The 23,233-nt window shown below is 74.4% G+C and carries 12 protein-coding genes; 1 reads left to right on the top strand and 11 read right to left on the bottom strand.

From position 1 onward, the window contains the following. Nucleotides 1-22: 22 nt before the first annotated feature. On the bottom strand, nucleotides 23-796 hold the full coding sequence (locus ABZ117_RS18540; RefSeq protein ID WP_356822006.1) for an alpha/beta fold hydrolase: 774 nt from the start codon (nucleotides 794-796) through the stop codon (nucleotides 23-25). Between the two features lie 312 nt (nucleotides 797-1,108). Here ABZ117_RS18540 and ABZ117_RS18535 point away from each other — a divergent pair, with 312 nt between their 5' ends. Further along, complete coding sequence (locus ABZ117_RS18535; protein WP_356822005.1) at nucleotides 1,109-2,716, top strand: bifunctional 3-(3-hydroxy-phenyl)propionate/3-hydroxycinnamic acid hydroxylase; 1,608 nt, start codon at nucleotides 1,109-1,111, stop codon at nucleotides 2,714-2,716. Between the two features lie 60 nt (nucleotides 2,717-2,776). Here ABZ117_RS18535 and ABZ117_RS18530 read toward each other — a convergent pair whose 3' ends face one another. The 10 genes from ABZ117_RS18530 to ABZ117_RS18485 all read right to left on the bottom strand — a co-directional run bounded on the left by ABZ117_RS18530 (nucleotide 2,777) and on the right by ABZ117_RS18485 (nucleotide 23,223). Further along, nucleotides 2,777-3,697, bottom strand: coding sequence for an ROK family protein (locus ABZ117_RS18530; RefSeq protein WP_356822003.1), 921 nt, complete (start codon nucleotides 3,695-3,697; stop codon nucleotides 2,777-2,779). 2 nt (nucleotides 3,698-3,699) lie between these two features. Continuing rightward, entirely contained in the window at nucleotides 3,700-4,395 is a 696-nt protein-coding gene (locus ABZ117_RS18525; RefSeq protein WP_356822002.1) for an HAD-IA family hydrolase, read from the bottom strand. A 7-nt stretch (nucleotides 4,396-4,402) separates the two neighbouring features. Next, nucleotides 4,403-5,500, bottom strand: a complete 1,098-nt coding sequence (locus tag ABZ117_RS18520) for a Gfo/Idh/MocA family oxidoreductase (protein WP_356822001.1) — start codon at nucleotides 5,498-5,500, stop codon at nucleotides 4,403-4,405. After that, nucleotides 5,497-6,657: a 3-amino-5-hydroxybenzoate synthase gene (gene rifK, locus ABZ117_RS18515; RefSeq protein WP_356821999.1), complete on the bottom strand. Its 1,161-nt coding sequence runs from the start codon at nucleotides 6,655-6,657 to the stop codon at nucleotides 5,497-5,499. Before rifK ends, ABZ117_RS18520 begins: the two co-directional genes overlap by 4 nt. A 167-nt stretch (nucleotides 6,658-6,824) precedes the next feature. Beyond that, nucleotides 6,825-7,787 (bottom strand): ThiF family adenylyltransferase, encoded by a 963-nt coding sequence (locus tag ABZ117_RS18510; protein WP_356821997.1) that lies wholly within the window; start codon nucleotides 7,785-7,787, stop codon nucleotides 6,825-6,827. Further along, nucleotides 7,784-9,202, bottom strand: a complete 1,419-nt coding sequence (locus ABZ117_RS18505; RefSeq protein ID WP_356821995.1) for a 3-deoxy-7-phosphoheptulonate synthase class II — start codon at nucleotides 9,200-9,202, stop codon at nucleotides 7,784-7,786. Before ABZ117_RS18505 ends, ABZ117_RS18510 begins: the two co-directional genes overlap by 4 nt. Beyond that, nucleotides 9,199-10,275: a 3-dehydroquinate synthase family protein gene (locus ABZ117_RS18500; RefSeq protein ID WP_356821993.1), complete on the bottom strand. Its 1,077-nt coding sequence runs from the start codon at nucleotides 10,273-10,275 to the stop codon at nucleotides 9,199-9,201. Before ABZ117_RS18500 ends, ABZ117_RS18505 begins: the two co-directional genes overlap by 4 nt. 107 nt (nucleotides 10,276-10,382) lie before the next feature. Continuing rightward, a complete protein-coding gene (locus ABZ117_RS18495; protein ID WP_356821991.1) occupies nucleotides 10,383-11,726 on the bottom strand; it encodes an NAD(P)/FAD-dependent oxidoreductase in 1,344 nt (447 codons plus the stop codon). Between the two features lie 56 nt (nucleotides 11,727-11,782). After that, nucleotides 11,783-12,580 (bottom strand): arylamine N-acetyltransferase, encoded by a 798-nt coding sequence (locus tag ABZ117_RS18490; protein WP_356821989.1) that lies wholly within the window; start codon nucleotides 12,578-12,580, stop codon nucleotides 11,783-11,785. A 41-nt stretch (nucleotides 12,581-12,621) separates the two neighbouring features. Further along, the gene (locus ABZ117_RS18485) at nucleotides 12,622-23,223 is read right to left on the bottom strand and encodes a type I polyketide synthase (protein ID WP_356821988.1); all 10,602 of its coding nucleotides are present in this window, start codon (nucleotides 23,221-23,223) and stop codon (nucleotides 12,622-12,624) included. Nucleotides 23,224-23,233 lie beyond the last annotated feature (10 nt).

Raw genomic sequence — 23,233 nt, 5'->3', positions numbered from 1 at the left:
CTCATCGGCGCGGGCGACGGGATCAGTGGGCGGTGTCGGCGCCCTGTCCGCTCAGGCTGCGGGTCAGGAGCGCGAGGACCTCGGTGCTCCGCTCGACGTGGAAGAAGTGACCGCCGGAGAAGACACGCAGGTCGGTCGGCCCGGTGGTGTGCTCCTCCCAGGCGCGTGCCTCGTCGAGTGTCGTCCTGGGGTCGCTGTCGCCGGTGAGGACGGTCACCGGGCAGTCGAGCAGCCGGCCCGGTTCGTGCCGGTAGCGCTCGATCGCGGTGTAGTCGCTGCGGATCGCCGGGAGGAACATCGCCAGCACCTCGGGGTCGGCCAGGATCGCCTGGTTCGGTCCGCTGAGGGCGCGCAGTTCCGCCAGCACCTGCTCGTCGGTGGCCGCGTGCACGTGCTCGTCACGGTAGCGGGAGGGGGCGCGCCGGCCGGAGGCGAACAGCCGTACCGGGGAGGGCAGTCCGGCGTCCCGCATGCGCAGGGCCACCTCATAGGCGAGCACCGCGCCCATGCTGTGCCCGAACAGGGCGAGCGGCCGGTCGTCCAGGTGGCGCAGCGCCGCGAAGATCTGGTCGGCGTACTCGGGGATGTTGTCGATGCCGGGTTCCTGCCGGCGCGTCTGCCGGCCAGGGTACTGGACGGCCAGGACCTCCACCGCGGGGGCGAGGGCCGTGGCGACCGGGAAGAAGAAGCTCGCCGAGCCGCCGGCGTGCGGCAGGCAGACGAGGCGTACCGCGCTGTCCGGCGAGGGGCGGAAGACGCTGACCCACTTCTCGAACTGTGCGGTTGCTCCAGGCATGCCGAAGGGCTCGCTTTCGCGTCGGGGACCAGCGTCCGGGCGGGACGTTCGGCAGCGTAGGCCGGGGCGGACCGGGGCCGGTATCCCTCAACCTGATAGCCCGCGGCGGATTCCGGCCGGTACCGGCCGCCGGGCCCTTACGCTCGCCACGAGTCACCCGACCAAGCCCGTCAGCCAGGCAGCACCGAGGGGGTTCCCATGTCCGATGCGTCACCGTCCGGAGCGTCACCGCGCGATGCGTCACGGCCCGCCGTGCCACCGAACGGCGCCGCGGCGTCCGGCGGTTCACCGGGGGGCGGGCCGGGGACGGACGTGGTGGTCGTCGGGTACGGGCCCGTCGGCTCGGTGCTGTCCCTGCTGCTGGCGCGGCGCGGCTGGCGGGTGACGGTCCTCGAACGCCGCCGGCGGCCGTACACGCTGCCCCGGGCGACGAGCTTCGACGGGGAGACGGCACGGCTGCTGGCCGGCACCGGCATCGGCGGGGAGCTGGGCCGGATCACCGAGCCGGGCACCGGGTACCAGTGGCGCACGGCGGACGGGAAGCCGCTGCTGGACATCGAGTTCACCACGCGGGGCCCGTACGGCTGGCCCGACGCCAACACCATGCACCAGCCCGCGCTGGAGGAACTGCTCGCCGCCCGCGCCGCGCGACTGCCGGGCATCACGGTGCTGCGCGGCCGGCAGGTGGTGGACATCGCGGACGGTCCGGCCGGGGTGACGGTGACCGCCGAGGACGAGGACGGGACGGCCGAGACGTTCCCGGCGCGGTGGGTGGTCGGCTGCGACGGCGCCAACAGCTTCGTCCGCGACCGGATGGGCGTGTCCGTCACCGACCTCGGCTTCTCCTACGAGTGGCTGCTGTGCGACGTGGAACTGCGTGAGACACGGGAGTTCACGCCGACCAACGTGCAGATCTGTGATCCGGCCCGGCCCACCACGCTGGTCGGGAGCGGGCCCGGGCACCGGCGCTGGGAGTTCATGCGGCTGCCGGGCGAACGGGCGGCCGACCTGAACCGGGAGGAGACCGCGTGGCGGCTGCTGGCCCCGTTCGGCGTCACCCCGGAGACCGCGCGGCTGCTGCGCAGCACCACGTACATCTTCCAGGCGCGGTGGGCCGACGCCTGGCGGGCGGGGCATGTGCTGCTGGCCGGGGACGCGGCACACCTGATGCCGCCGTTCGCGGGGCAGGGCATGTGCTCGGGGGTACGGGACGTGGTCGGCCTGGCCTGGCGGCTGGACCTGGTGCTGCGCGGCACCTCCCCGGAGTCCCTCCTCGACAGCTACACCGAGGAGCGCCGGACGCAGGTGCGCGAGTCCATCCTCGCCTCCGTGCAGCTGGGGCGGCTGATCTGTGTGACGGACCCGGCGGCCGCGGCCGAGCGCGACGCGACGGTGCTGGCGAACCGGCGCGGGCGGGGGCCGGGCCGGCCCGATCCGGCGCGGCCGGTCACCTGCGGGCTGCTGCACCGCCCGGCGGGCGCCGGCGCGGAGAGCCGGGTGCCCCCGGCGGGCGAGGTCCTGCCGCACGGCCGGCTGCACCGGCGGGCCGGCGGGGAGCCGCTGGACGATGTCGTGGGCGGCGGCTTCGTCCTGCTCACCCGCGCCGGGACGGAGCCGGGCCTCGGCCCGGACCGGCTGGCCTTCCTGCGGGACCTCGGCGCCCCGGTCGTACGGCTGTGGCCGGCCACCGGCCCGTACGACGGGACGGCGGGCGGCACGGCCGGTGTGGTGGACGCGGTGGACACCGACGGGGTGCTGTGCGCCTTCCTCGAACGGTACGGCGTGACCGCGCTGCTGGTGCGCCCCGACTACCACGTCTTCGGCGCGGCGTCCGACCCGGTGGGAGTGACCGCCCTCGTGGACGGCCTGCGCACCGCCCTGACCAGTCCGGTCCCGGCGGTCACGGCGGGCGTGAACTGAGACGAGACGGCCCGGCGGGGCGTCAGCACGACGCCCCGCCTCCGGGACGGGGGCGGCGGGTCACAGCCGGCGGGCGAGGAGCAGTGCGCCGCGCAGGGAGGACAGTCCGCCGAGGCGGGCCGGGGTGAGGGGCGGGGTGGGGTGGCCGGGGCGGCCCAGGGCCGTCAGGTGGGCGGCGACCGTGTCGAGCAGGACGGGGATGCCCGCGGCGAAGCCGCCGCCGAGCAGCGCGCGTTCGGGACGGACCAGTTCGCCGACGCCGGCGATCGCCGTGGCGAGGGCGCGGGCCGTCCGGTCCAGGGCGGCCTCGGCCCAGGGCAGGTGGTCGCGCAGCCCGTCCCGCAGGGTGTCGAAGGTGACGGGCGCGCCGCGCAGCCGGGCCGCGCGGGCGAGGGTCGCCGGTCCGGAGGCGGTGGCCTGGAGGCAGCCCCGGCGGCCGCAGACGCACTCGGGGCCGTCCTGGTCGACGACGAGGTGGCCGATCTCGAAGGAACCCCGGCCGGGCCCGGGGCACAGGGCGCCGTCGAGCACGAGTCCGCCGCCGACTCCGGTACCTACGCCGACGTAGAGCAGGTGGGGGCAGCCTGCGGCGTCCGCTTCGGCGAGGGCGCCGAGGTCGCCGTCGTCCGCCCAGGCGACGGCCGCCCCGGGGAACAGCTCCCGCAGCGCCGGGCCGACGGCGAGGCCGGTCCAGGCCGGGCGGCTGGGCCAGGCGGTGATCCGTTCGCCGGGCCCGACGGTGGCCGGCAGGGCCACGCCGACGGCCCGTACGTCCGTGAGGGTGGGCAACTGGTCGAGGTGGGTGGCGAGTTCGGCCAGGTCCCGGCCGGCGTCGCGGTGCGGGCCCCAGGTGAAGGTGGACTCCTCGACGCGGCCGTCACCGGTCTCGGCCCGGAAGGCGACCTTGGTGCCGCCGATGTCGACGCCGAGACGGACCGGGGCCGGCCCGGCGGCGGGGAGCCGGCCCCGGGGAGCGGGCACGGTCAGGCGCCCGGCACGGCGGGGCACAGGGAGAGCAGGTCGAGGGGGCGGCGCAGGACCGCGTCGGGTCCGGCGGCGAGGAGCTCCGCCTCGTCGGGGCCGACCCACAGGGCGGCTGCCGAGGCGACACCGGCGTCGCGGGCACTGGCCAGGTCGGTGGGCGCGTCACCGACCATGATGGCCTGCCCGGGCTCCACGTCCAGCAGTTCCAGGGCGCGCAGCACGATGTCGGGTGCGGGCTTGGGCCGGGCCACCTCGTCGGAGCCGATGACGTGCGCGAAGAACGGCAGCAGGCCGAGGCCGTCGAGGAGGGAGCGGGCGCGTTCGCCGCTCTTCCCGGTGGCCACGGCCAGCCGCAGACCGCGTACCCGCAGGGTGAGGAGGAGTTCGACGACGCCGTCGAAGACCTCGACGCGGTGGGCGAGCCGGTAGCTCTCGCGGACGAAGGGCGCCTCCATCTCCGGGGGCAGCCCCATGATCCGCATGATGTCGGGGAAGTAGCGTCCCTGGTGGCGCACATACTCCTCGAACGGGGCCGGGCCGTCGCCGACGGTCTCCGCGTAGGCGACCGCGAACGCCTCCCGCATGACCGCGAAGCTGTCCACGATCACCCCGTCGAGGTCGAAGACGACCGCCGTCCGGGTCGCGGTGAGGAGGCCGGCCGCGGCGACGGGCCGGTCGGTCGAGGGGATTGTCATGGGGTCCTCATCTGCTCGTGATCCGCTGGTACACGGGCTCGCTCCGCCCGTCGCGATCGGCCCGCGCGGAGGCGTAGATCCGTTCCATGAGCCGTACGGTGGTCCGTGCCTCGGCGATGGCCCGGCCCCGGCCGGCCGGGTCGGCGAGGAGCGCCGGAACGCCGTCCAGCTGCCGGGCGTACTCGGCGCCGACGGGTTCGGCGGGCACCGGCAGCCGGCGGGTGGTGCCCTCACGGGTGAGGGTCAGGACGGACTCGGGCTGCCGGTTGGGACTGAAGCCGAAGGTGCAGCGCAGTTCGGCGGTGCCGGCGCTGCCCTCGACGCGGACGAGGGTGAGGTCCCGTGCCTCGTGCGAGGCCCAACTCGCGTGCAGTGATACGGAGATGCCGTCCTCGCGGAGCAACAGGCCCCGGGCGGTGTCCTCGACGTCGCCGGTGGGAGCGGTGACGGGCTGTTCACGGCGCCAGGCGGCGGACCACTCGCCGGTGTTCAGGAAGTCGTCCGAGGTGGCGCCGACGGCCTGGCGGACCGGGGACGGGCCGAGCAGGGCGGTCAGGGTGTCGACGAGATGCCAGCCGAGGTCGATGAGGGCGCCGCCGCCGGACTCGCTGCGCCGGGTGAACCAGCCGCCCGCGCGCGGCACGCCACGGGCCCGCACCCAGGCCAGGTCGACATGCCGGATCCGCCCCAGGCCGGGCACCAGCCCGGCCAGTTCGTGTACGTCGGCGCGGTGCCGGGCGGCGCTGCCGGCCAGCAGGGTGCCGCCGCCGTCGCGCTCGGCCGCGGCCAGCACGTCGGCCTCGGCGCCGGACAGGCACACCGGCTTCTCCAGGAAGACGGACACGCCCCGGCGGAGCAGGCCGGCGGCGACCGTGGTGTGCAGGTGGTTGGGTACGGCGACGACGGCGAGGTCGACGGACCCGGCGTCGAGCGCGTCCGGGGTCGCGTGGGCGGGCGTGCCCGTCGCCGCGCCGACGGCCGCCCGCGCGGCGGGGTCGGGGTCGGCCACGGCGACCAGTTCGAAGTCCGGGTGGGACCGCAGCCGGGGCAGCCACAGCTCACGCCCCGCCCAGCCGAGCCCCACCACGGCGGCCCGCACGCTCATACGGCGGCCACGGCGTCCGCGACGATCTCGGCCGTGATCTCCAGGTCGGGTTCGTCGGCGAGGAGCACCCGGTGGTGCAGCCACACGCAGTCGCCGCTGATGGCCTCGGTGTGCGGGCAGCGTTCGGCGATCTGCTCGACGCTCTCGTCGGGGGCGCCGGTCTCCCAGAAGGCGTCGGTGCGGTAGACGGCACGGAACCCGGCGAAGGCGGGCAGCCCGGCGTCCACCAGCCGGTCGACGAGGGCGTTGCGGTCGTCCTCGGAGATGCCGGGGATGCGGAACATCGCCATGTAGTGCGTGTTCTGGTCGGCGCGGACATCACTGCCCTGCGGTACGACCCCGTCGACGGCACCGAGCAGCCGGGACAGCAACGCCCAGCGCTTGTCACGCAGTGCGGTCTGGGCGGGCAGGCGGCGCAGCTGGGCGCGGAGCACGGAGGCGGAGAACTCGTTGAGCCGCATGTTGGTGCCGGCGACCTGGTGCATGTAGCGGCGGTCGGCGCGCGGCCGGCCGCAGCTGTGCCGCAGGAACGCCGCCTCGTACAGGTCGCTCTCGGGGAACAGGACGGCGCCGCCCTCGCCGGCGGTCATCAGCTTGCCGTTCTGGAAGGAGAACGCGGCGACCGAGCCGAGTTCGCCGATCCGCTTGCCCTGCCAGCGGGCGCCCTGGGCGTGGGCCGCGTCCTGGAGGATCGGTACGCCGGTGTCGGCGGAGAGCTTGCCGAGGGCGTCCATGTCGGCGACCAGGCCGGCCATGTGCACGGGCATGATCGCCCGGGTGCGCGGGGTGATCGCGGCGGCCACCGCGGCGACGTCGATGTTGTACGTGTCCGGGTCGACGTCGACGGGGACGGCGACCGCGCCGATGCGTTGGGCGGCCTGCGAGGAGGAGATGAAGGTGAAGGCCGGCACGATGACCTCCGTGCCGGGGCCGGCGCCCAGACACTGGAGGGCGAGTTCGAGGGCGTGGGTGCCGTTGGTGACGGCGAGGGCGTAGGGGGAGCCGTGGAAGTCGGCGAACTCGCGCTCGAAGGAGTCGACTTCCTCTCCGCCCATGCGCCACCACTGGCCCTGTTCGAGGGCGCGGATCAGTCCGGTCCGCTCGTCGTCGTCGTACTGGGGCCACTCGGGGAACTGGGGTGCCGGTCGCGCGTTCATGGTTCTCCAAATCTCCGTCGGGAACGGGCTGGTGGAAGGTGAGCGGGCGAGGCGAGGGGCGGAGTGCCGGTCCGGACGGGTCGCGCGGTGCTGGCCGTCCTCAGCCTAGGTGCCGGTGTGCGGGCCCTTCCATCCCTCGGTCTGGTAGTCGGCCGGTGGCGCGCCGCTCAGGGGGTGTGCAGTGCGAAGAAGGCGCGGTAGGAGTCGACTTGCCCGGTGAGCATGTGGCTTCCGTGGTGCACGGGGAGTCCGTGTGCGGCGGCTTCGCGCAGCAGCCGGGTGTCGCGGGGTTTCATGATGATGTCCGCGACGACGGTGCCGGGCCGCAGCTCGTGGGGGTCGAAGGGCAGCGGGTCGTCGGGGCGCAGGCCGAGCGGGGTGGCGTTGACGGCGATGCCGGTGTCGTCCAGGGGCGGCCGGCCGGCGGCGTGGACCCGGCCGGGCCAGTGCGCGGCCAGCCGGTCGACGAGCGCGGTCAGCCGCGGGGTGTCGGGGTCGGTGATCGTCAGCCGGTCCACGCCCGCGTCGAGGAGGGCCGCCGCGATGGCGCTGCCCGCTCCGCCGGCGCCGACGAGGGCCACCCGGGCGCCCTTCGGCGGGTGGCCCGCCCGGGCCAGGCCCGTGACGAACCCGGAGCCGTCGAAGTTCTCGGCGAGCCAGGCGCCGTCGCTCTCGCGCCGCAGCACGTTGGCGCTGCCGGTGATCTCGACGGTGCGGCTGCGCCGGTCGGCCAGCAGGGCCGCGGCCGTCTTGTGCGGGACGGTGACGAACAGCCCGTCGAGGTTGCCGACGCGTTGCAGTCCCCGTACGACGCTCTCCAGGTCGGCGGGGCGGACGTGCACGGGGACCAGTACGGCGTCGATGCCCAGCCGGGCGAGGAGCGGGTTGAGGAGCCCGGGCGACTGGACCTGCTCGACCGGGTCACCGAGGACGGCGTAGAGCCGGGTGCCTCCACCGACCAGGCTCTGCCGGGGGGCGTCGGCGGTGATGCCGTTACCGGTACCGGCCGTGGGGGCGGTACCGGGGCTGGTGCCGGTGGTGGTGCTCGTGCTGGTGCCGGTCTCGTGGCCGGTGCCGGTGGTGGCGGTGGTGCCTGTGCTGGTCTCGGTCGGTCGAGGGGTGTCGGTCATCGTGGCGTCTCCGGGCTGGTGGCGGGGCCGGCCGCGAACAGCTCCGCCACCGCGAAGGCGAGTTCCATGGCCTGTTCGGCGTTGAGGCGGGGGTCGCAGGCGGTGCGGTAGCGGGTGGGCAGATCGGCCTCGGCCAGACCGCGGGCGCCGCCGACGCACTCGGTGACGTCCTCGCCGGTCGCCTCCAGGTGCAGGCCGCCGGGGTGGGTGCCCAGGGCCCGGTGCACGTCGAGGAAGCCGCTGATCTCGGCGAGGATGTGGTCGTAGTGCCGGGTCTTGCGACCGCCGGCCGTGGTAAGGGAGTTGCCGTGCATGGGGTCGCACTGCCAGATCACCTGGCGGCCACAGGCGGTGACCTTCTCCACGATCGGCGGGAGCACCTCGCGCACCCGGTCGTGGCCCATCCGGCTGATCAGGGTGACCCGGCCGGGGACGCCGTGCGGGTCGAGCCGGCGGACGTACTCCACGGCCTGTTCCGGTGTGGTGCCGGGGCCGATCTTCACGCCGACGGGGTTGGCCAGCAGCTCGGCGAAGGCCAGGTGCGCTCCGTCGGGCTGCCGGGTGCGTTCCCCGATCCACAGGAAGTGGGCCAGCCCGCTGGACAGTCGCGGCTCGATCCCCTCCGCGTCGATCCACAGCAGGGTGCGTTCGTGGTCCAGCAGCAGCGCCTCGTGGCTGGTCCAGATCTCGCCGAGCCGGGGGGCGGGGGCGCCGATGCCGGTCATGAAGCGCAGGCCGCGCCCGATCTCCGCGGACCGGGCGGCGTGCCGGCGGCCTCCCGGCGCGGTGTCGGTGAAACGCCGGTTCTCCTCGTGCAGGGCGTGCGCGTCGGCGAGGTCACCGCGCGCGAGCCGGCGGACGACGGTCATCGCCTCGCGGGCGTGGGCGTGGGCCCGCGCCATGCGTTCGGGGTCGGGGGCGCGGGCGGCGTGGGTCGCCTCGGCGGAGTTGACGATGTCGCCGCGGTACACCGGGAGCCCGTGGGCGTCGGCGGGGGCGGAGCGGGGCTTGGCGTACTGGCCGGCGGCGCGGGCCACCGTGACCACGGGCAGGCCGGCGCCGTGGGTGAGGACGAGCGCCATCCGCCGGAGCAGTGCGAGGTTGCCCCGCAGGTGGGCCTCGGTGCTGTCGGCGAAGGTCTCCGCGCAGTCGCCGCTCTGGAGCAGGAGCGCCTCGCCCCGCGCGACGGCTCCCAGCCGGTCGAGGAGCCGCCGGGTCTCGGCGGGGGTGACGAGGGGTTCGCCGGCGGTCAGCCGGCGGACCACGGCGCGGGCCCGGGCCGGGTCGGGCCAGTCGGGCTGCTGTGCGGCGGGCCGGGCCAGGGCCGCGTCGAGCCGGTCGGTGAGGGCGCGTTCGACGGCTCGCCGCCGGAGTCGGGCCGGGGTGTCCGGCGGCCATCGTGGTGGGTACGTCATGTCACCGCCGCCTCCGTTCCCGCGCTGCCGGCCGGGGCGACGGCGAGGAGCCGGCCGAGGGGGGCGCGTTCCATCCGGGCGAGGGCCTCGGTGACGGCCGGCTCGGGCACGTCGGCGACGAGTTCCGCGCCGGCCGGGCCGTCGAGGACGAAGGTGAGGCCGGCGCGGGCCTTCTTGTCCCGGCGCATCAGGCCGATCAGTGTGCCGGGATCGGTGGTGTCGGGCAGTGCGGTGGGCAGGCCGTAGGCGGCGACCACCTCCTGGTGCTCCCGGACCCGGTCGGGGGTGATCCGGCCGAGGACTCCGGCGAGCCGGCCGGCGAAGACGGTGCCGACGGCGACGGCCTCGCCGTGCCGCAGGGCGAACCCGGTGGCCGCCTCCAGGGCGTGGCCGAGGGTGTGGCCGTAGTTGAGCAGGTGCCGTGGCCCGGTGTCGCGTTCGTCGGCGGAGACGATGCCGGCCTTGAGGGTCACGCTGGCCGCTATCTGCTCGGTGAGCGGCAGTCCGTGCAGGCCGGGGGCGCCGATGAAGTGGCAGCGGGCGATCTCGCCGAGCCCGTTGCGCAGTTCGCGGGCCGGCAGGGTGGTCAGGTAGTCGGTGTCGCACAGGACGGCGGCGGGCTGCCAGTAGGCGCCCACCAGGTTCTTGCCCTCGGGCAGGTTGACGGCGGTCTTGCCGCCGACGCTGGCGTCGACCTGGGCGAGGAGGCTGGTCGGCAGGTGGACGACGGGTATGCCGCGGTGGTAGAGCGCGGCGGCCAGGCCGACGACGTCGGTGGTGGTGCCGCCGCCGACGGAGACGACGGCGTCCGAGCGGGTCAGCCCGAACCGGACGAACGCGGCGCACAGCGCCTCGACGGTGGCGAGGGTCTTGTCCGGTTCGCCGTCCCGGGCGGGCAGCAGCAGGGTTTCCACGTTGGTGTCGGGCACCCATGGGGCGGGCCGCGCCGAGACCACCGCCACGCGCCGGGCGCCCAGCCTCTCGATGACCGCAGGCAGCGCGGAGCGCACTCCGGGGCCGATGAGCACCTCGTAGGACCGGTCGCCGAAACGCACCGGGACTTGTTCTGTCACTTCCGCTTCACCTTGTTCGGTTGCGCGCGGGCTGGGGTCGGTCGCCCGGAGCCCGGCCGGCGGGGGTGCCGCGGCCGGGACTCCGTGGCGGGGCGGGCTCCGGCGGGCTACTGGCCCGCGGTCACCCGGCGGATGCGGGACTCGGCGCGTTCCTTGCGGTCCTGCTCGTCCAGGTGCGGGTAGGACGGGCAGCCGAAGACCCGCTGGAACGGTGCGAAGGTGTCCCATTCGGTCCGCCGGCGCATCTCCTGGGCGACCGCGTTGTGCTCGCTCCAGAAGTCGCCGCCGATGAGCCGGATCAGATAGCGCTCCAGTGTCTCCCGGTCGGTGGTGCGGCCGGCGTCGGCGGCGACCGCGACGAGTTCACCGTCGTAGAAGGCGTGGATGAGGCGGATGTAGGTGTCGTAGCCGGTCTTGAAGAAGTTGGCGTAGTCCTCGATCAGCCGGTCGGCGTCCTGCGGCTTGCGCAGGGCCTCGCCGAGGGTCTCGGCGGCGCGCACGGCGGTGGCCGAGGCGACGAGGACACCGCCGGAGAACATGGGGTCGCCGAAGCAGCCGGCGTCGCCGACCATGAGCCAGCCGGGGCCGGTGACGGTGTCGGCGTGGTAGCAGTAGTCGGTCTCGACCTTCAGGTCCATGACCGGGCGGGTGCCGGTCAGCCGGGCGGTGATGCGCGGGACCCGGGCGAGGTGCTCCTCGAACACCTTCTCCGGGGTGGAGGCGCGGAAGACGTCGCGGGGCATGACGGTGCCGACGCTGATGGTGTCCTTCGAGAGCGGGATGGCCCACACCCAGCCGTCGCCGTGCGCGCCGACCTGGATGTCACCCTCGACGCCGAGGTTGTGCTGCTCGTCCAGGCCCTCGTAGTGCCGGAACACCGCGACCATGCGCAGCTTCTCCAGCGTCTTGCGCAGCCCGAACTTGTGGGCCACGCGGCCGGCGCGTCCGCTGGCGTCGATGACGTACCGGGAGCGGACCTCGTGCTCCTCGCCGTTCTTGGTGTACCGGACGCCGGTCATGCGGTCGCCGTCCATCAGCAGGTCGCCGACGGTGGCGCCGAGGTGGACCTCGGCGCCGGCCTTCTCTGCCTCCCTCACCAGCATGTTGTCGAAACGGGCCCGTTGGACCTGGTACGCCCGGTCGTAGCGGCCGTCGCCCTGGAGGCCGAAGTCGGCGCGGAACACGCCGGAGAAGAACTTCTTCTCGGTCGGGTCGATGAACTCGCCGCCGAACTTGGGCACATAGCCCCCGGCCTCGACGGCCTCCCGGATGCCGATCCGGTCGAACAGGCCCATCATGTACGGCAGCAGTGATTCGCCGATGTGGAAGCGCGGGGCCTCCTCGCGCTCCAGGAGCACGACGGAGTGGCCCTGCTTGGCCAGTACATAGGCGCTGATCGCGCCGGCCGGTCCGCCACCGATGACGACCACGTCGGCCGAGTTGTTCCCCATGAGTTGTCCTTCCGTCTTCTGGCTGGTGCCGTTGGTTCGGTTGGTCCCTCTCCGGGTCACGCGAGGTCGCCGGAGTCGAGGTCGCCGGTGAGCAGGGCGGCGACGAGCCTGCGGTGTTCCGTGTCGTCGACGACGGTGCGGACGCGTTCGCGTCCGTCCCGCACGACGAGGTAGCGGCGGCCCTTGAGCACGGCCTGGCCGTTGTCGAACGTCCGGCCGCACAGGATGCCCTGGCCGTCGTCCGGGGAGGCGGTGGCGTGGTGGGCGCGGGCCCGGTCCTCCAGTTCCTTCCAGTCGTGCCACCGGCGGGCCTGCGGCCGGAACGTGTAGACGGTGCCCCACCGGGTCACGCGTCCGCGTCGCTGCACGGCGGTGGCGCCGTCCTCGGCGCCGACGAGCCGGTACTGGCAGCCGTACTGGGTCTGCACCTCGTCGCTGACGCGCAGCGGTTCGAGGTACGACGGTCCGGGGTAGCCGACGTCGACGAGCCAGTCCTGGCCGTCGACGGCGGCCCGGATGAACATGTGCTCGATCTCGGTGCCGAAGTTCTCCCGGCCCTCGGCGGTGCTCGCGGCCAGCAGGGTGACCTCGTAGCCCAGTTCGGTCAGGAGCCGGAAGAAGAGCCGGTTGAGCTGGAAGCAGGTGCCGCCCAGGCCCTCCAGGACGCCGGTGCGGAACACCTCGTCCTCGTCCACGTCCACGAGGTGGACGCCGTCGGCGAAGCCCTGTCCGGCGACGTTGTACGGCAGTGTCATCAGGTGCCGTTTGTGCAGGGTGCGCAGGGTGTCGAGGTCCGGCCTCGGCCGCGGCCCGGGCCGGCCGAGGCGGCTGAGGTAGGCATCCACGTCGAACATGCGGTGATCTGCTCCCTTCGGTCGGGGGGTGGGTGGACGCCTCAGACGGAGAGGGCCACGGGCCCGCGCGTGTCCTCGCCGTACAGGCGCTCGGCCAGATGGGCGACGATCATCGCGGGGGTCGGATGGTCGAAGACGAGGCCCGCGCCGAGCTTGGTCCCGGTCAGTTCGCCGAGCCGGTTGCGCAGTTCGAGGGCGGTGAGCGAGTCGAAGCCGATCTCGAACAGACCCTGGGAGGCGTCGACCTGGTGGGTGGCGGCGTAGCCGAGGACGACGGCCACCTGGGTGCGCACCAGCTCCAGCAGGGCCTCTGCCCGCTCCCCCGCCGGCAGCCCGGCCAGGCGTTCGGCCAGCCGGCGTCGCTCGTCCCCGCTGACCGCGGCCCGGGCCGCCTGCCTGCCGGCGCGGACGAGCCCGCGCAGCAGGGGCGGTACGGCCGTGCCGGCGGCCGCGTCGGCGCGCAGGCCCCGCAGGTCCAGCCTGGCCGGCACGAGCAGGGTCCGGTCGCCGCGCAGCGCCGCGTCGAACAGCTCCATGCCCTCCTCGGGGGTGAGGGCGAGGACGCCGCCGCGGCGGCTGAGGCGGCCGCGGGTCAGTTCGTCGGTGCGGGCGGCCATGCCGGTGGTCTGCTCCCACAGGCCCCAGGCGAGCGACCGCGCCGGGAACCCGGCCGCCCGGCGGACCGACATGAGCCCGTCCATGGCGGCGTTGGCCGCCGCGTAAGCGCCGGTGCCGGCGCCGAGGAACACCGCGGACACGGAGGAGTAGGTGAGGAACGCGTCCAGATCGGGGGCGAGTTCGCGGGTCAGCTCGTCCAGGTGCCGCACGGCGGTCACCTTCGGCGCGAACACCCGGGCCAGCCGCTCGGGTTCGATCTCGCCGACCACGCCCGCGTCGTACAGGCCGGCCGCGTGGACGACGGCGGTGAGCCGGGGCCCGGTCAGCCCCGTGAGCAGGGCCGCCACCGCGTCCCGGTCGGTGACGTCGCAGGCGGGCACCGACACCGACTCCGCGCCCAGCCCCTCCAGCTCCGCCACCAACTCCCGCGCCCCGGACGCCTCCACACCGCTCCGGCTCACCAGCACGAGATGCCGGATACCGTGCCGGGTCACCAGATGCCGGGCCAGGAGACCGGCCAGGGACCCGGTGCCGCCGGTGATCAGCACCGTGCCTTCCGGGTCGAGCACCGGCTCGGTGCCGGGCCCCGGTACCGCACGGGTCAGACGGGGCACGTACAACGCGCCATCACGTACCGCGAGTTGCTGCTCGCCGGTGGCGAGGACCGCGCCGAGCAGGGAGCCGAGGCGGTCCGCGTCCTCCGCGTCCGGGCCGGTGCCCGTACCGCTGTCCGTGTCGAGCAGCACGATCTGGTCGGGGTTCTCGGCCTGCGCGGCGCGGACCAGGCCCCAGACGGCCGCGCCGCCCGGGTCGGTGACCGCCGCGTCGCCGCCCGCGGGCACCGCGCCCCGGGTGAGCACGACCAGCCGGGTGTCCTCCAGACCGCCGCCGGCCAGCCAGGTCTGGACGACCTCCAGCGCGCGGTCCGTCACGGCGAGCGGGGTGTCGTCCGGGCCGGCGGTCACGGCCTCCACGACGACCGCGCGGGGCAGCTCGGCGCCGCCCGGGGCGTCCCCGGCGAGGGTCGCCACCTCCTCCGCCGTGGACAGCCGGAGCCAGGACGGAATCCCCGCGTCCTCGGGCCGGGGCAGCGGGACCCAGTCGACGCCGAAGAGCATGTCGCCGCCGGTGGTGCGCAGCTGGTCCGGGGCGACCGGGCGGAACACCAGCGAGCCGGCGCTCAGGACGGGGCTGCCGGTGTCGTCGGCGGCCTCCAGGGACAGCGCGTCCGGGCCGGGCCGGGCGACCCGGATCCGCAGGGAGGTCGCCCCGGAGGCGTGCAGGGTGAGCGCGTTCCAGGCGAAGGGCAGCATCGTGCGGTGCTCGCCGCTGCTGAGGAACGCCTTGGTGTGCAGGGCGGCGTCGAGGAGCGCGGGATGGATGCCGTACTCCGTGGCGGCCTTGTGCTCCTGCTCGGGCAGGGCGATCTCGGCGAAGAGTTCCTCGCCGCGCCGCCACACCGCGCGCAGGCCGCGGAAGACGGGCCCGTAGTGGTAGTCGTGGTCGCGCAGTCCGGCGTAGAAGTCCTGCGCGCTCACCTCGACGCGTTCGGCGCCGGCCGGCGGCCAGGTGGTCAGGTCCGGATGGGCGGGGGTGCGGGTGGGGGCCGCCGGGGCGAGGACACCGGTGGCGTGCCGCGTCCAGCCGTCGGCGCCGGCCGCGCCGTCGGGCGTGGAGTGGACGGTGACCGTACGGGTGCCGTCTCCGCCCGGGCCGCCGACGCTCACCTGCACGCGTACGCCGCCCTGTGCCGGGAGGATCAGCGGGGCCTCGATGACGAGTTCCTCGAGGGTGGAGCAGCCGGCCTCGTCGCCGGCGCGGACGGCGAGTTCGACCAGGCCGGTGCCGGGCAGCAGGACGACGTCGCCGACGGCGTGGTCGGCCAGCCACGGATGGGTGCGCAGCGACAGCCGGGAGGTGCACAGCACGCCGCCGGTGTCCGGGACCTCGACCACCGCGCCGATGAGCGGGTGATCGGCGCCGGCCAGTCCCAGCGAGGCGGCGTCGCCCGCGGCGGCGGGTGCGGGGAGCCAGTAGTGCTGGTGGTCGAAGGCGTACGTGGGCAGGTCGACGGGCCGGTTGGCGGCCGGCAGGACGCCCGTCCAGTCCAACGGCACCCCCCTGACGAACAGTTCGGCCATGGAGGCCAGCAGCCGCCGGGGGCCGCCGTCGTCGCGGCGCAGCGAGCCGGTGACGAGCACGTCGGCGCCGTCGGCTGTCTCGCTGATGGCTTGGACGAGGACCGGGTGGGCGCTGACCTCCACGAACACGGAGTGCCCGGACTCCAGCAGGGCGGTGACGGCGGGGGCGAAGCGGACCTGCCGGCGCACGTTGCGGTACCAGTAGTCGGCATCCAGCGCGCCGGCCTCGGTGACGCGCTCACCGGTGACGGTCGAATGGAAGGGGATGACGGGGGCCTGGCTGCGGACGTCGGCGAACGCCTTGGTGAGCAGTTCGCGTACCGCCTCCACGTGCGGGGTGTGCGAGGCGAAGTCGGCCGCGATCCGCCGGGCCCGGACGCCCTCGGCGGTCAGCGTCTCGACGACCTCGTCCAGCAGGCCGACGTCTCCGGCCACCACCACCGAGGACGGGGAGTTGACCGCGGCGACGTGCACGCGGCCCGCCCAGCGGGCCACGGCGGCGGTCGCCTCGGCCTCGGGCAGGGCGACCGCGACCATGCCGCCGAGCCCCGACAGCCGCTCGGTGATCACCTGGGCGCGCAGCGCCACGACCCGTGCCGCGTCCTGAAGTGACAGCGCTCCGGCGACGCAGGCCGCGGCGATCTCGCCCTGCGAGTGACCGGTCACCGCGTCCGGTACGACTCCCACCGACGCCCAGACGGCCGCCAGGCCGATCATCACGGCGAAGCTCGCCGGCTGGACGACGTCGGTGCGTCCCAGCAGCTCGGCCGGTGCCTCACCGCGCAGCACGTCCTCCAGTTCCCAGTCCACCCAGGGTTGCAGGGCCCGGGCGCACTCCGCGATCCGCTCGGCGAACACCGGTGAGCTGTCCAGCAGTTCACGGCCCATCCCGGCCCACTGGAAGCCCTGGCCGGGGAAGACGAGGACGACCTTGCCGGTGCCGGCCGTGGCGGCGGGGCCGCCGGTCACGACCGCGGGACTGCTCTCGCCGCGGGCCAGCGCGCCCAGCCCCGCCACGGCCTCCTCCCGGGTGCCGGCCACGACGACGGCCCGCTCGGGGAGGACGGCCCGCCGGGTCACCAGGGCCGCCGCGACGTCGGCCGGTGCGGCGTCGGTGCCGTCGAGGAACGCGGCGAGCCGTGCGGCCTGCCCGGCGAGCGCGCCGGTACCGCGTGCGGACACCGCCAGCGGCACCACACCGGCGGGAGCGGGCCCGGCCATGGGCGGCTGCTCCGGCTCCTCGGAGACCTCCTCCAGGATCACGTGCGCGTTGGTGCCGCTGAGCCCGAACGAGGACACCGCGGCCCGGCGCGGCCGTCCCGGGTCGGCCCATTCCCGGGCCTCGGTGAGCAGGTTCACCGCGCCGGCCGACCAGTCGACCTGGGAGGACGGCGTGTCGACGTGCAGGGTGGCGGGCATCACTCGGTGCCGCAGCGCCTGTACGGCCTTGATGACACCGGCGACTCCGGCGGCGGCCTGGGCGTGCCCGATGTTCGACTTCAAGGAACCCAGCCACAGGGGCTCTTCGCGCTCCTTGCCGTAGGTGGCGAGCAGGGCCTGTGCCTCGATCGGGTCGCCGAGGACCGTACCGGTGCCGTGCCCCTCCACCAGGTCCACGTCCGCCGCGGTGAGCCCGGCGTTCGCGAGCGCCTTGCGGATCACCCGCTGCTGGGAGGGCCCGTTGGGAGCGGTCAGTCCGTTCGACGCGCCGTCCTGGTTCACGGCACTGCCGCGCACGACGGCCAGGACCCGGTGGCCCTTGCGCCGCGCCTCCGACAGGCGCTCCAGTACGACGACACCCGCGCCCTCGGCCCACCCGGTGCCGTCGGCCGCGTCCGCGTACGACTTGCAGCGGCCGTCCGTGGCCAGCGCCCGCTGCCGCGAGAACTCCATGAACATCCCGGGTCCGGCCATCACGGTCGAACCGCCGGCCAGGGCCAGGGAGCACTCACCTGTGCGCAGCGCCTGCGCGGCCAGGTGCAGGGCGACCAGGGACGACGAGCAGGCGGTGTCCACGGTCATCGCGGGGCCCTCGAAACCGAAGACGTACGACACCCGGCCCGAGGCCACGCTCGCCCCGGCACCGGTCAGGGCGAAGCCGCCCACCTCCTCCGGGACGTCACCGCCGGAGTAGTAGTCGACGCCCATGATGCCGCTGAACACCCCGACGTCCGTGCCCTTGAGGGAGGTCGGGTCGATACCGGCCCGCTCCAGCGCCTCCCACGAGGTCTCCAGCAGCAGCCGCTGCTGCGGGTCCATCGCCACCGCCTCACGCGGCGAGATACCGAAGAACACCGGGTCGAACAGCGGTGCCTCGTGCAGGAAGCCGCCCTGCGCGACGTACGACGTCCCGGCGTGCTCGGGGTCGTCGTCGAGCACCCGGTCCAGGTCCCAGCCGCGGTCCGTCGGGAACCCGGTGACACCGTCGCGGCCCTCGCTGACCAGGCGCCACAGGTCCTCGGGGCTGCCGACCCCGCCCGGCAGCCGGCAGGCCATGCCCACGACGGCGATCGGCTCCTCCGGATCACGCGGCGCGGCCACCGGCGCGGACGCGGCCGGGGTCACGCCCTGGAACTCCTCGTGCAGGTGCCGGGCGAGGGCGAGCGGGGTCGGGTAGTCGAAGACGGCGGTCGCGGGCAGGCTCAGGCCGGTGGCCTCGCGCAGCCGGTTCCGCAGTTCGACGGAGGTGAGGGAGTCGAACCCGGCGTCCTTGAAGGCGGTCTCGGCCCTCACCCGGTCCGGCCCGGCATGCCCGAGGACATTCGCGACATGGGTACGGACCAGGTCCAGCAGCAGCGCCTCCCGCTCGGCCGCGGCCAGCCCGGCCAGCCGCCCGGCCAGTCCGTCACGCCCCTCCCGACCGGCACCGCGCGCGGCACGCCGGCCCGCACGGACGAGCCCGCGCAGCAGCGGCGGCACGGTCGCTCCGGCCGTCGCTCCGGCGCGCAGGCCCCGCAGGTCCAGCCTGGCCGGCACGAGCAGGGTCTGATCGCTGCCCAGCGCCGCGTCGAACAGCTCCATGCCCTCCTCGGGGGAGAGGGGCAGCACGCCACCACGGCGGCTCATGCGGCTGCGGGACAGCTCGTCGAGGTCGGCTCCCATGCCGGTGGTCTGCTCCCACAGGCCCCAGGCGAGCGACCGCGCCGGGAACCCGGCCGCCCGGCGGACCGACATGAGGGCGTCCATGCAGGCGTTGGCGGCGCCGTAACCGCCGGTACCGGCGCCGAGGAAGACACCGGAGACGGAGGAGTAGGTGAGGAACGCGTCCAGATCGGGGACGAGTTCGCGGGTCAGCTCGTCCAGGTGCCGCACGGCGGTCACCTTCGGCGCGAACACCCGGGCCAGCCGCTCGGGCCGGATCTCACCGACGACCCCGGCGTCGAAGACACCGGCCGCGTGGACGACGGCGGTGAGCCGGGGCCCGGTCAGCCCCGTGAACAGGGCCGCCACCGCGTCCCGGTCGGTGACGTCGCAGGCGGGCACCGACACCGACTCCGCGCCCAGCCCCTCCAGCTCCGCCACCAACTCCCGCGCCCCAGCCGCCTCCACGCCGCTCCGGCTCACCAGCACGAGGTGCCGGATACCGTGCCGGGTCACCAGATGCCGGGCCAGGAGACCGGCCAGGGACCCGGTGCCGCCGGTGATCAGCACCGTGCCCTCCGGGTCGAGCACCGGCTCGGTGGTGGGGGCGGGGAGTGCGCGGGTGAGGCGGGGCACGTACACGGCCGCTCCGCGCAGGGCGAGTTGGGGTTCGCCGGTGGCGAGGGCGGGAGCGAGACCGGCAGCGGTCACGCCGGTGGCGAGGGCTTCGGCGTCGCTATGAGCGCCGGTGCGGGTGTCGGTGTCGGTGTCGGTGTCGCTATAAGCGTCGGTGTCGGTGTCGGTGTCGGTGTCGGTGTCGGTGTCGGTGTCGGTGTCGATCAGGATGATCCGGTCGGGGTTCTCGGCCTGGGCGGCACGCACCAGCCCCCAGACGGCCGCGCCACCCGGATCGGTGACCTCCGCGTCACCACCGGCGGGCACCGCCCCCCGGGTGACCACGACCAGCCGGCTATCCTCGGCCGCCTCATCCGCCAGCCAGGCCTGCACCGCCTCCAACACCCGCCCCACCAGCACCACCGGGGCCTCACCACCCCCACGACTACGGGCATCGACCACCGTGACCACCGGCACCTCACCCACACCCGGCACGGACGGCAGCTCACTCCACTCCACCCGGAACAACGCGTCCGAACCGGGAGCGCCGGCCGCCGCGTCGAGCTGCTCCGCGGAGACCGCCCGTGACACCAGGGAGTCCAGGGTCAGCACGGGATCGCCGGAGTCGTCGACGGCTTCCAGGGACAGCGTGTCCGGGTCGGGCCGCAGGAGCCGTACCCGGATCGACGCGGCACCGGAGGCGTGCAGCGTCAGCCCGTTCCAGGCGAACGGCAGCCGTACCACCGGGGCGTCCTCCACCACGGCTCCGTCGGCAACCTCGGCGGCCGCGTCCAGGATGCCGGCGTGCAGGGCCGCGTCGAGCAGCGCCGGGTGGATGCCGAACCCGGCGGCGTTGTCCCGCTGTTCCGGGGGGACGACGACCTCCGCGAACAGCTCCGTGTCGCGTCGCCAGACCTTGCGCACGCACTGGAACGCCGGGCCGTACGCGTATCCGGCGCGCGTCAGCTTCTCGTAGCCGTCGGAGATGTCGACCTGCCGGGCACCGGGCGGGGGCCAGGCGGTGAAGTCGTGGGTCCCGGTGGGGGCGGTCGCGGTGCTCAGGGTGCCGCTGGCGTGCCGGGTCCAGGCGTCCGGCCCACTTCGCGCGCCGACGTCCTGACGGGTGGAGTACACCTCGACACTGCGCGCCCCGGTCCGGTCCGGCCCGCCGACGGCGACCTGGACCCGGACGGCACCCTGCTCGGGAACGACCAAGGGTGCCTCGATGACCAGCTCGTCCAGCACTCCGCAGCCGACTTCGTCACCGGCGCGCACGGCCAGCTCGACCAGGCCGGTGCCGGGCACCAGGACCACTCCCCCGATGGCGTGGTCGGCGAGCCAGGGGTGGGTGCGCAGGGACAGCCGGGAGGTGAGGACCAGCCCGTCCGACTGCGGCAACTGGAGCACCGCACCCAGCAGCGGATGGTCCGCCGCGTCCTGGCCCAGGGCGGTGGCGTCCAGGAGCGGCCGGGGGGCGGGAAGCCAGTAGTGCTGGTGGTCGAAAGCGTACGTCGGCAGGTCCACGTGGGTGGCGGTCGCGCCCTCCGGCAGGAGTGCCGCCCAGTCCACCTTCGTCCCGCGCACGAACAACTCCGCGACGGACAGCAGAAGGGTCTGCTCCTCCCCCCGGTCGTCACGCAGGGCCGGAACACTTACGGCGTCCACGGCCGCAGACTCGGTGATCGCACCGCTCAACGCGCCCCCGGGACCGAGTTCCAGGAAGATCGACCCGCCCGACGCGGCGATGCCGTCGGCGAAACGGACCGGACGCCGGACGTGGTCGACCCAGTAGGCGGGATCACTCAACTGGCCCGGCTCGGCCAGCTTTCCCGTCACGTTCGACACGACAGGGACAGCAGGCTCGTTCCAGGTCAGCCCCGACAGCACCTCGCCGAACTCGGCGAGCATCGGCTCCATCAACGCCGAGTGGAAGGCGTGCGAGACGGTGAGCCGCTTGACCCGGCGGCCCTGTTCGCGGATCTTCTCGGCGACGGCCGTGACGGCTTCCTCGTCACCGGAGAGCACCACCGAGCCGGGCGCGTTCACCGCCGCCAGATCCACACCCGCACCCAGGTGCTCGGCGATCTCCGACTCGCTCGCCGCGACCGCGATCATCGCCCCGCCCTGCGGCAGGGATTGCATCAACCGGCCCCGCGCCGCCACCAACGCCGCCGCATCCTCCAGCGACAACACCCCGGCGACATGCGCGGCCACTACCTCGCCGATCGAATGCCCGGCCACCACATCCGGCCGCACACCCCACGACTCCACCAGCCGGAACAACGCCGACTCCACCGCGAACAGTCCCGCCTGAGTGAACACCGTCCGATCCAGCAGACCATCGTCACCCGCACCGAAAACCACATCCCGCACCGACTGCTCCACAGCACCCGCAAGCCGCGCATCCAAAGCCGCACACGCCTCATCCAACGCCCGCGCGAACACCGGAAACCGCTCATACAACTCCGCGCCCATACCGACCCGCTGCGACCCCTGACCCGGGAACACGAACACCGTCTTCCCCCCGGTGGCCGAGCCCGTGATCACCGAGGGGGCCGGCTGCCCGCCGGCCAGGGCGCGCAGTCCGGTGAGGGCATCGCCTCGGGAGCCTGCGAGGACCACGGCTCGTTCGGGCAGTGCTGTCCGCTGCGAGACGAGCGCACCGGCGACGGTCGGCAGTGCGGTGCCGGTGCCGGCGACGAACTCGGCGAGCCGGCCCGCCTGGCCGGCCAGGGCCCCGGCGGTGCGCGCGGAGACGATCACCGGCACGACACCGTCGGCCGGGGCCGCCGGCTCGGTGACATCCTCCTCCGCCGCCTGCTCCAGGATGACGTGCGCGTTCGTGCCGCTCACGCCGAATCCGGACACAGCCGCCCGGCGCGGCCGGTTCACCTCCGGCCACGCACGGGCCTCCGTCAGCAGCCGTACGGCGCCCGATTCCCAGTCGACGCGCGGGGAGGGTTCCTCGACGTGCAGGGTGGCCGGGAGCACGCCGTGGCGCATCGCCTGAATCATCTTGATGACGCCGGCGACACCCGCGGCGGCCTGGGTGTGGCCGACGTTGGACTTCAACGAGCCGAGCCACAGCGGCTCTTCGCGTTCCTTGCCGTAGGTGGCGAGGAGGGCCTGTGCCTCGATCGGGTCGCCCAGGGTCGTGCCGGTGCCGTGGCCTTCCACGGCGTCCACGTCCGCCGGGGTCAGCCCGGCCGCGGCCAGCGCCTTGCGGATCACCCGCTGCTGGGAGGGCCCGTTGGGGGCGGTCAGCCCGTTGGACGCGCCGTCCTGGTTGACGGCCGTACCGCGCACGACGGCGAGGACCCGGTGGCCCTTGCGCCGCGCCTCCGACAGCCGTTCCAGTACGACGACACCCGCGCCCTCGGCCCAGCCGGTGCCGTCCGCGGTCGATGAGTAGGCCTTGCAGCGGCCGTCGGCCGCGAGGCCCCGCTGCCGGGAGAAGTCGATGAACAGGCCGGGCGTGGCCATGACCGTGGCGCCGCCCGCCAGTGCCATCGTGCACTCTCCCCGGCGCAGTGCCTGCACGGCGAGGTGGATGGCGACCAGGGAGGACGAGCAGGCGGTGTCGAGTGTGACCGCGGGGCCTTCGAGGCCGAAGACGTAGGAGATGCGGCCGGACGCCACGCTGGAGGCGGCGCCGGTGCCGGTGAAGCCCTCCAGCTCGGGCGGTACGCTTCCGCCGGCGAAGTAGTCGACGCCCATGATGCCGTTGAAGACGCCGACGTCAGTGCCCTTGAGGGTCGCCGGATCGACACCGGCCCGCTCCAGCGCCTCCCAGGAGGTCTCCAGCAGCAGCCGCTGCTGCGGGTCCATCGCGAGTGCCTCGCGCGGGGAGATGCCGAAGAACTCCGCATCGAAGCGGCCGGCGCCCCGCAGGAAGCCGCCCTGGTCGACGTAGGAGGTGCCGGTCTTCTCGGGATCGGCGTCCAGCAGGGTGTCCAGGTCCCAGCCGCGGTCGTCGGGGAAGCCCGACACTCCGTCGCGGCCCTCGGCGACCAGCTCCCAGAGGTCCTCGGGGGTGTCGACGCCGCCGGGCAGCCGGCAGGCCATGCCGACGATCGCGACCGGCTCACGCGACGCGCTGAGAAGCTGCTGGTTCCGCTTCTTCAGCGTGCCGACCTCTTCCAGCGACTTCCGCAGCGCCTCGACAAGCTTCTCGTAGGAAGCACTCACTTTCCCTGCC

The sequence above is a fragment of the Streptomyces sp. NPDC006309 genome, assembly GCF_040613095.1.
Lineage (GTDB): Bacteria > Actinomycetota > Actinomycetes > Streptomycetales > Streptomycetaceae > Streptomyces.
The sequence above is the reverse complement of the archived record's forward strand: the minus strand, read 5'-3'. Positions and strand labels throughout refer to the sequence as shown.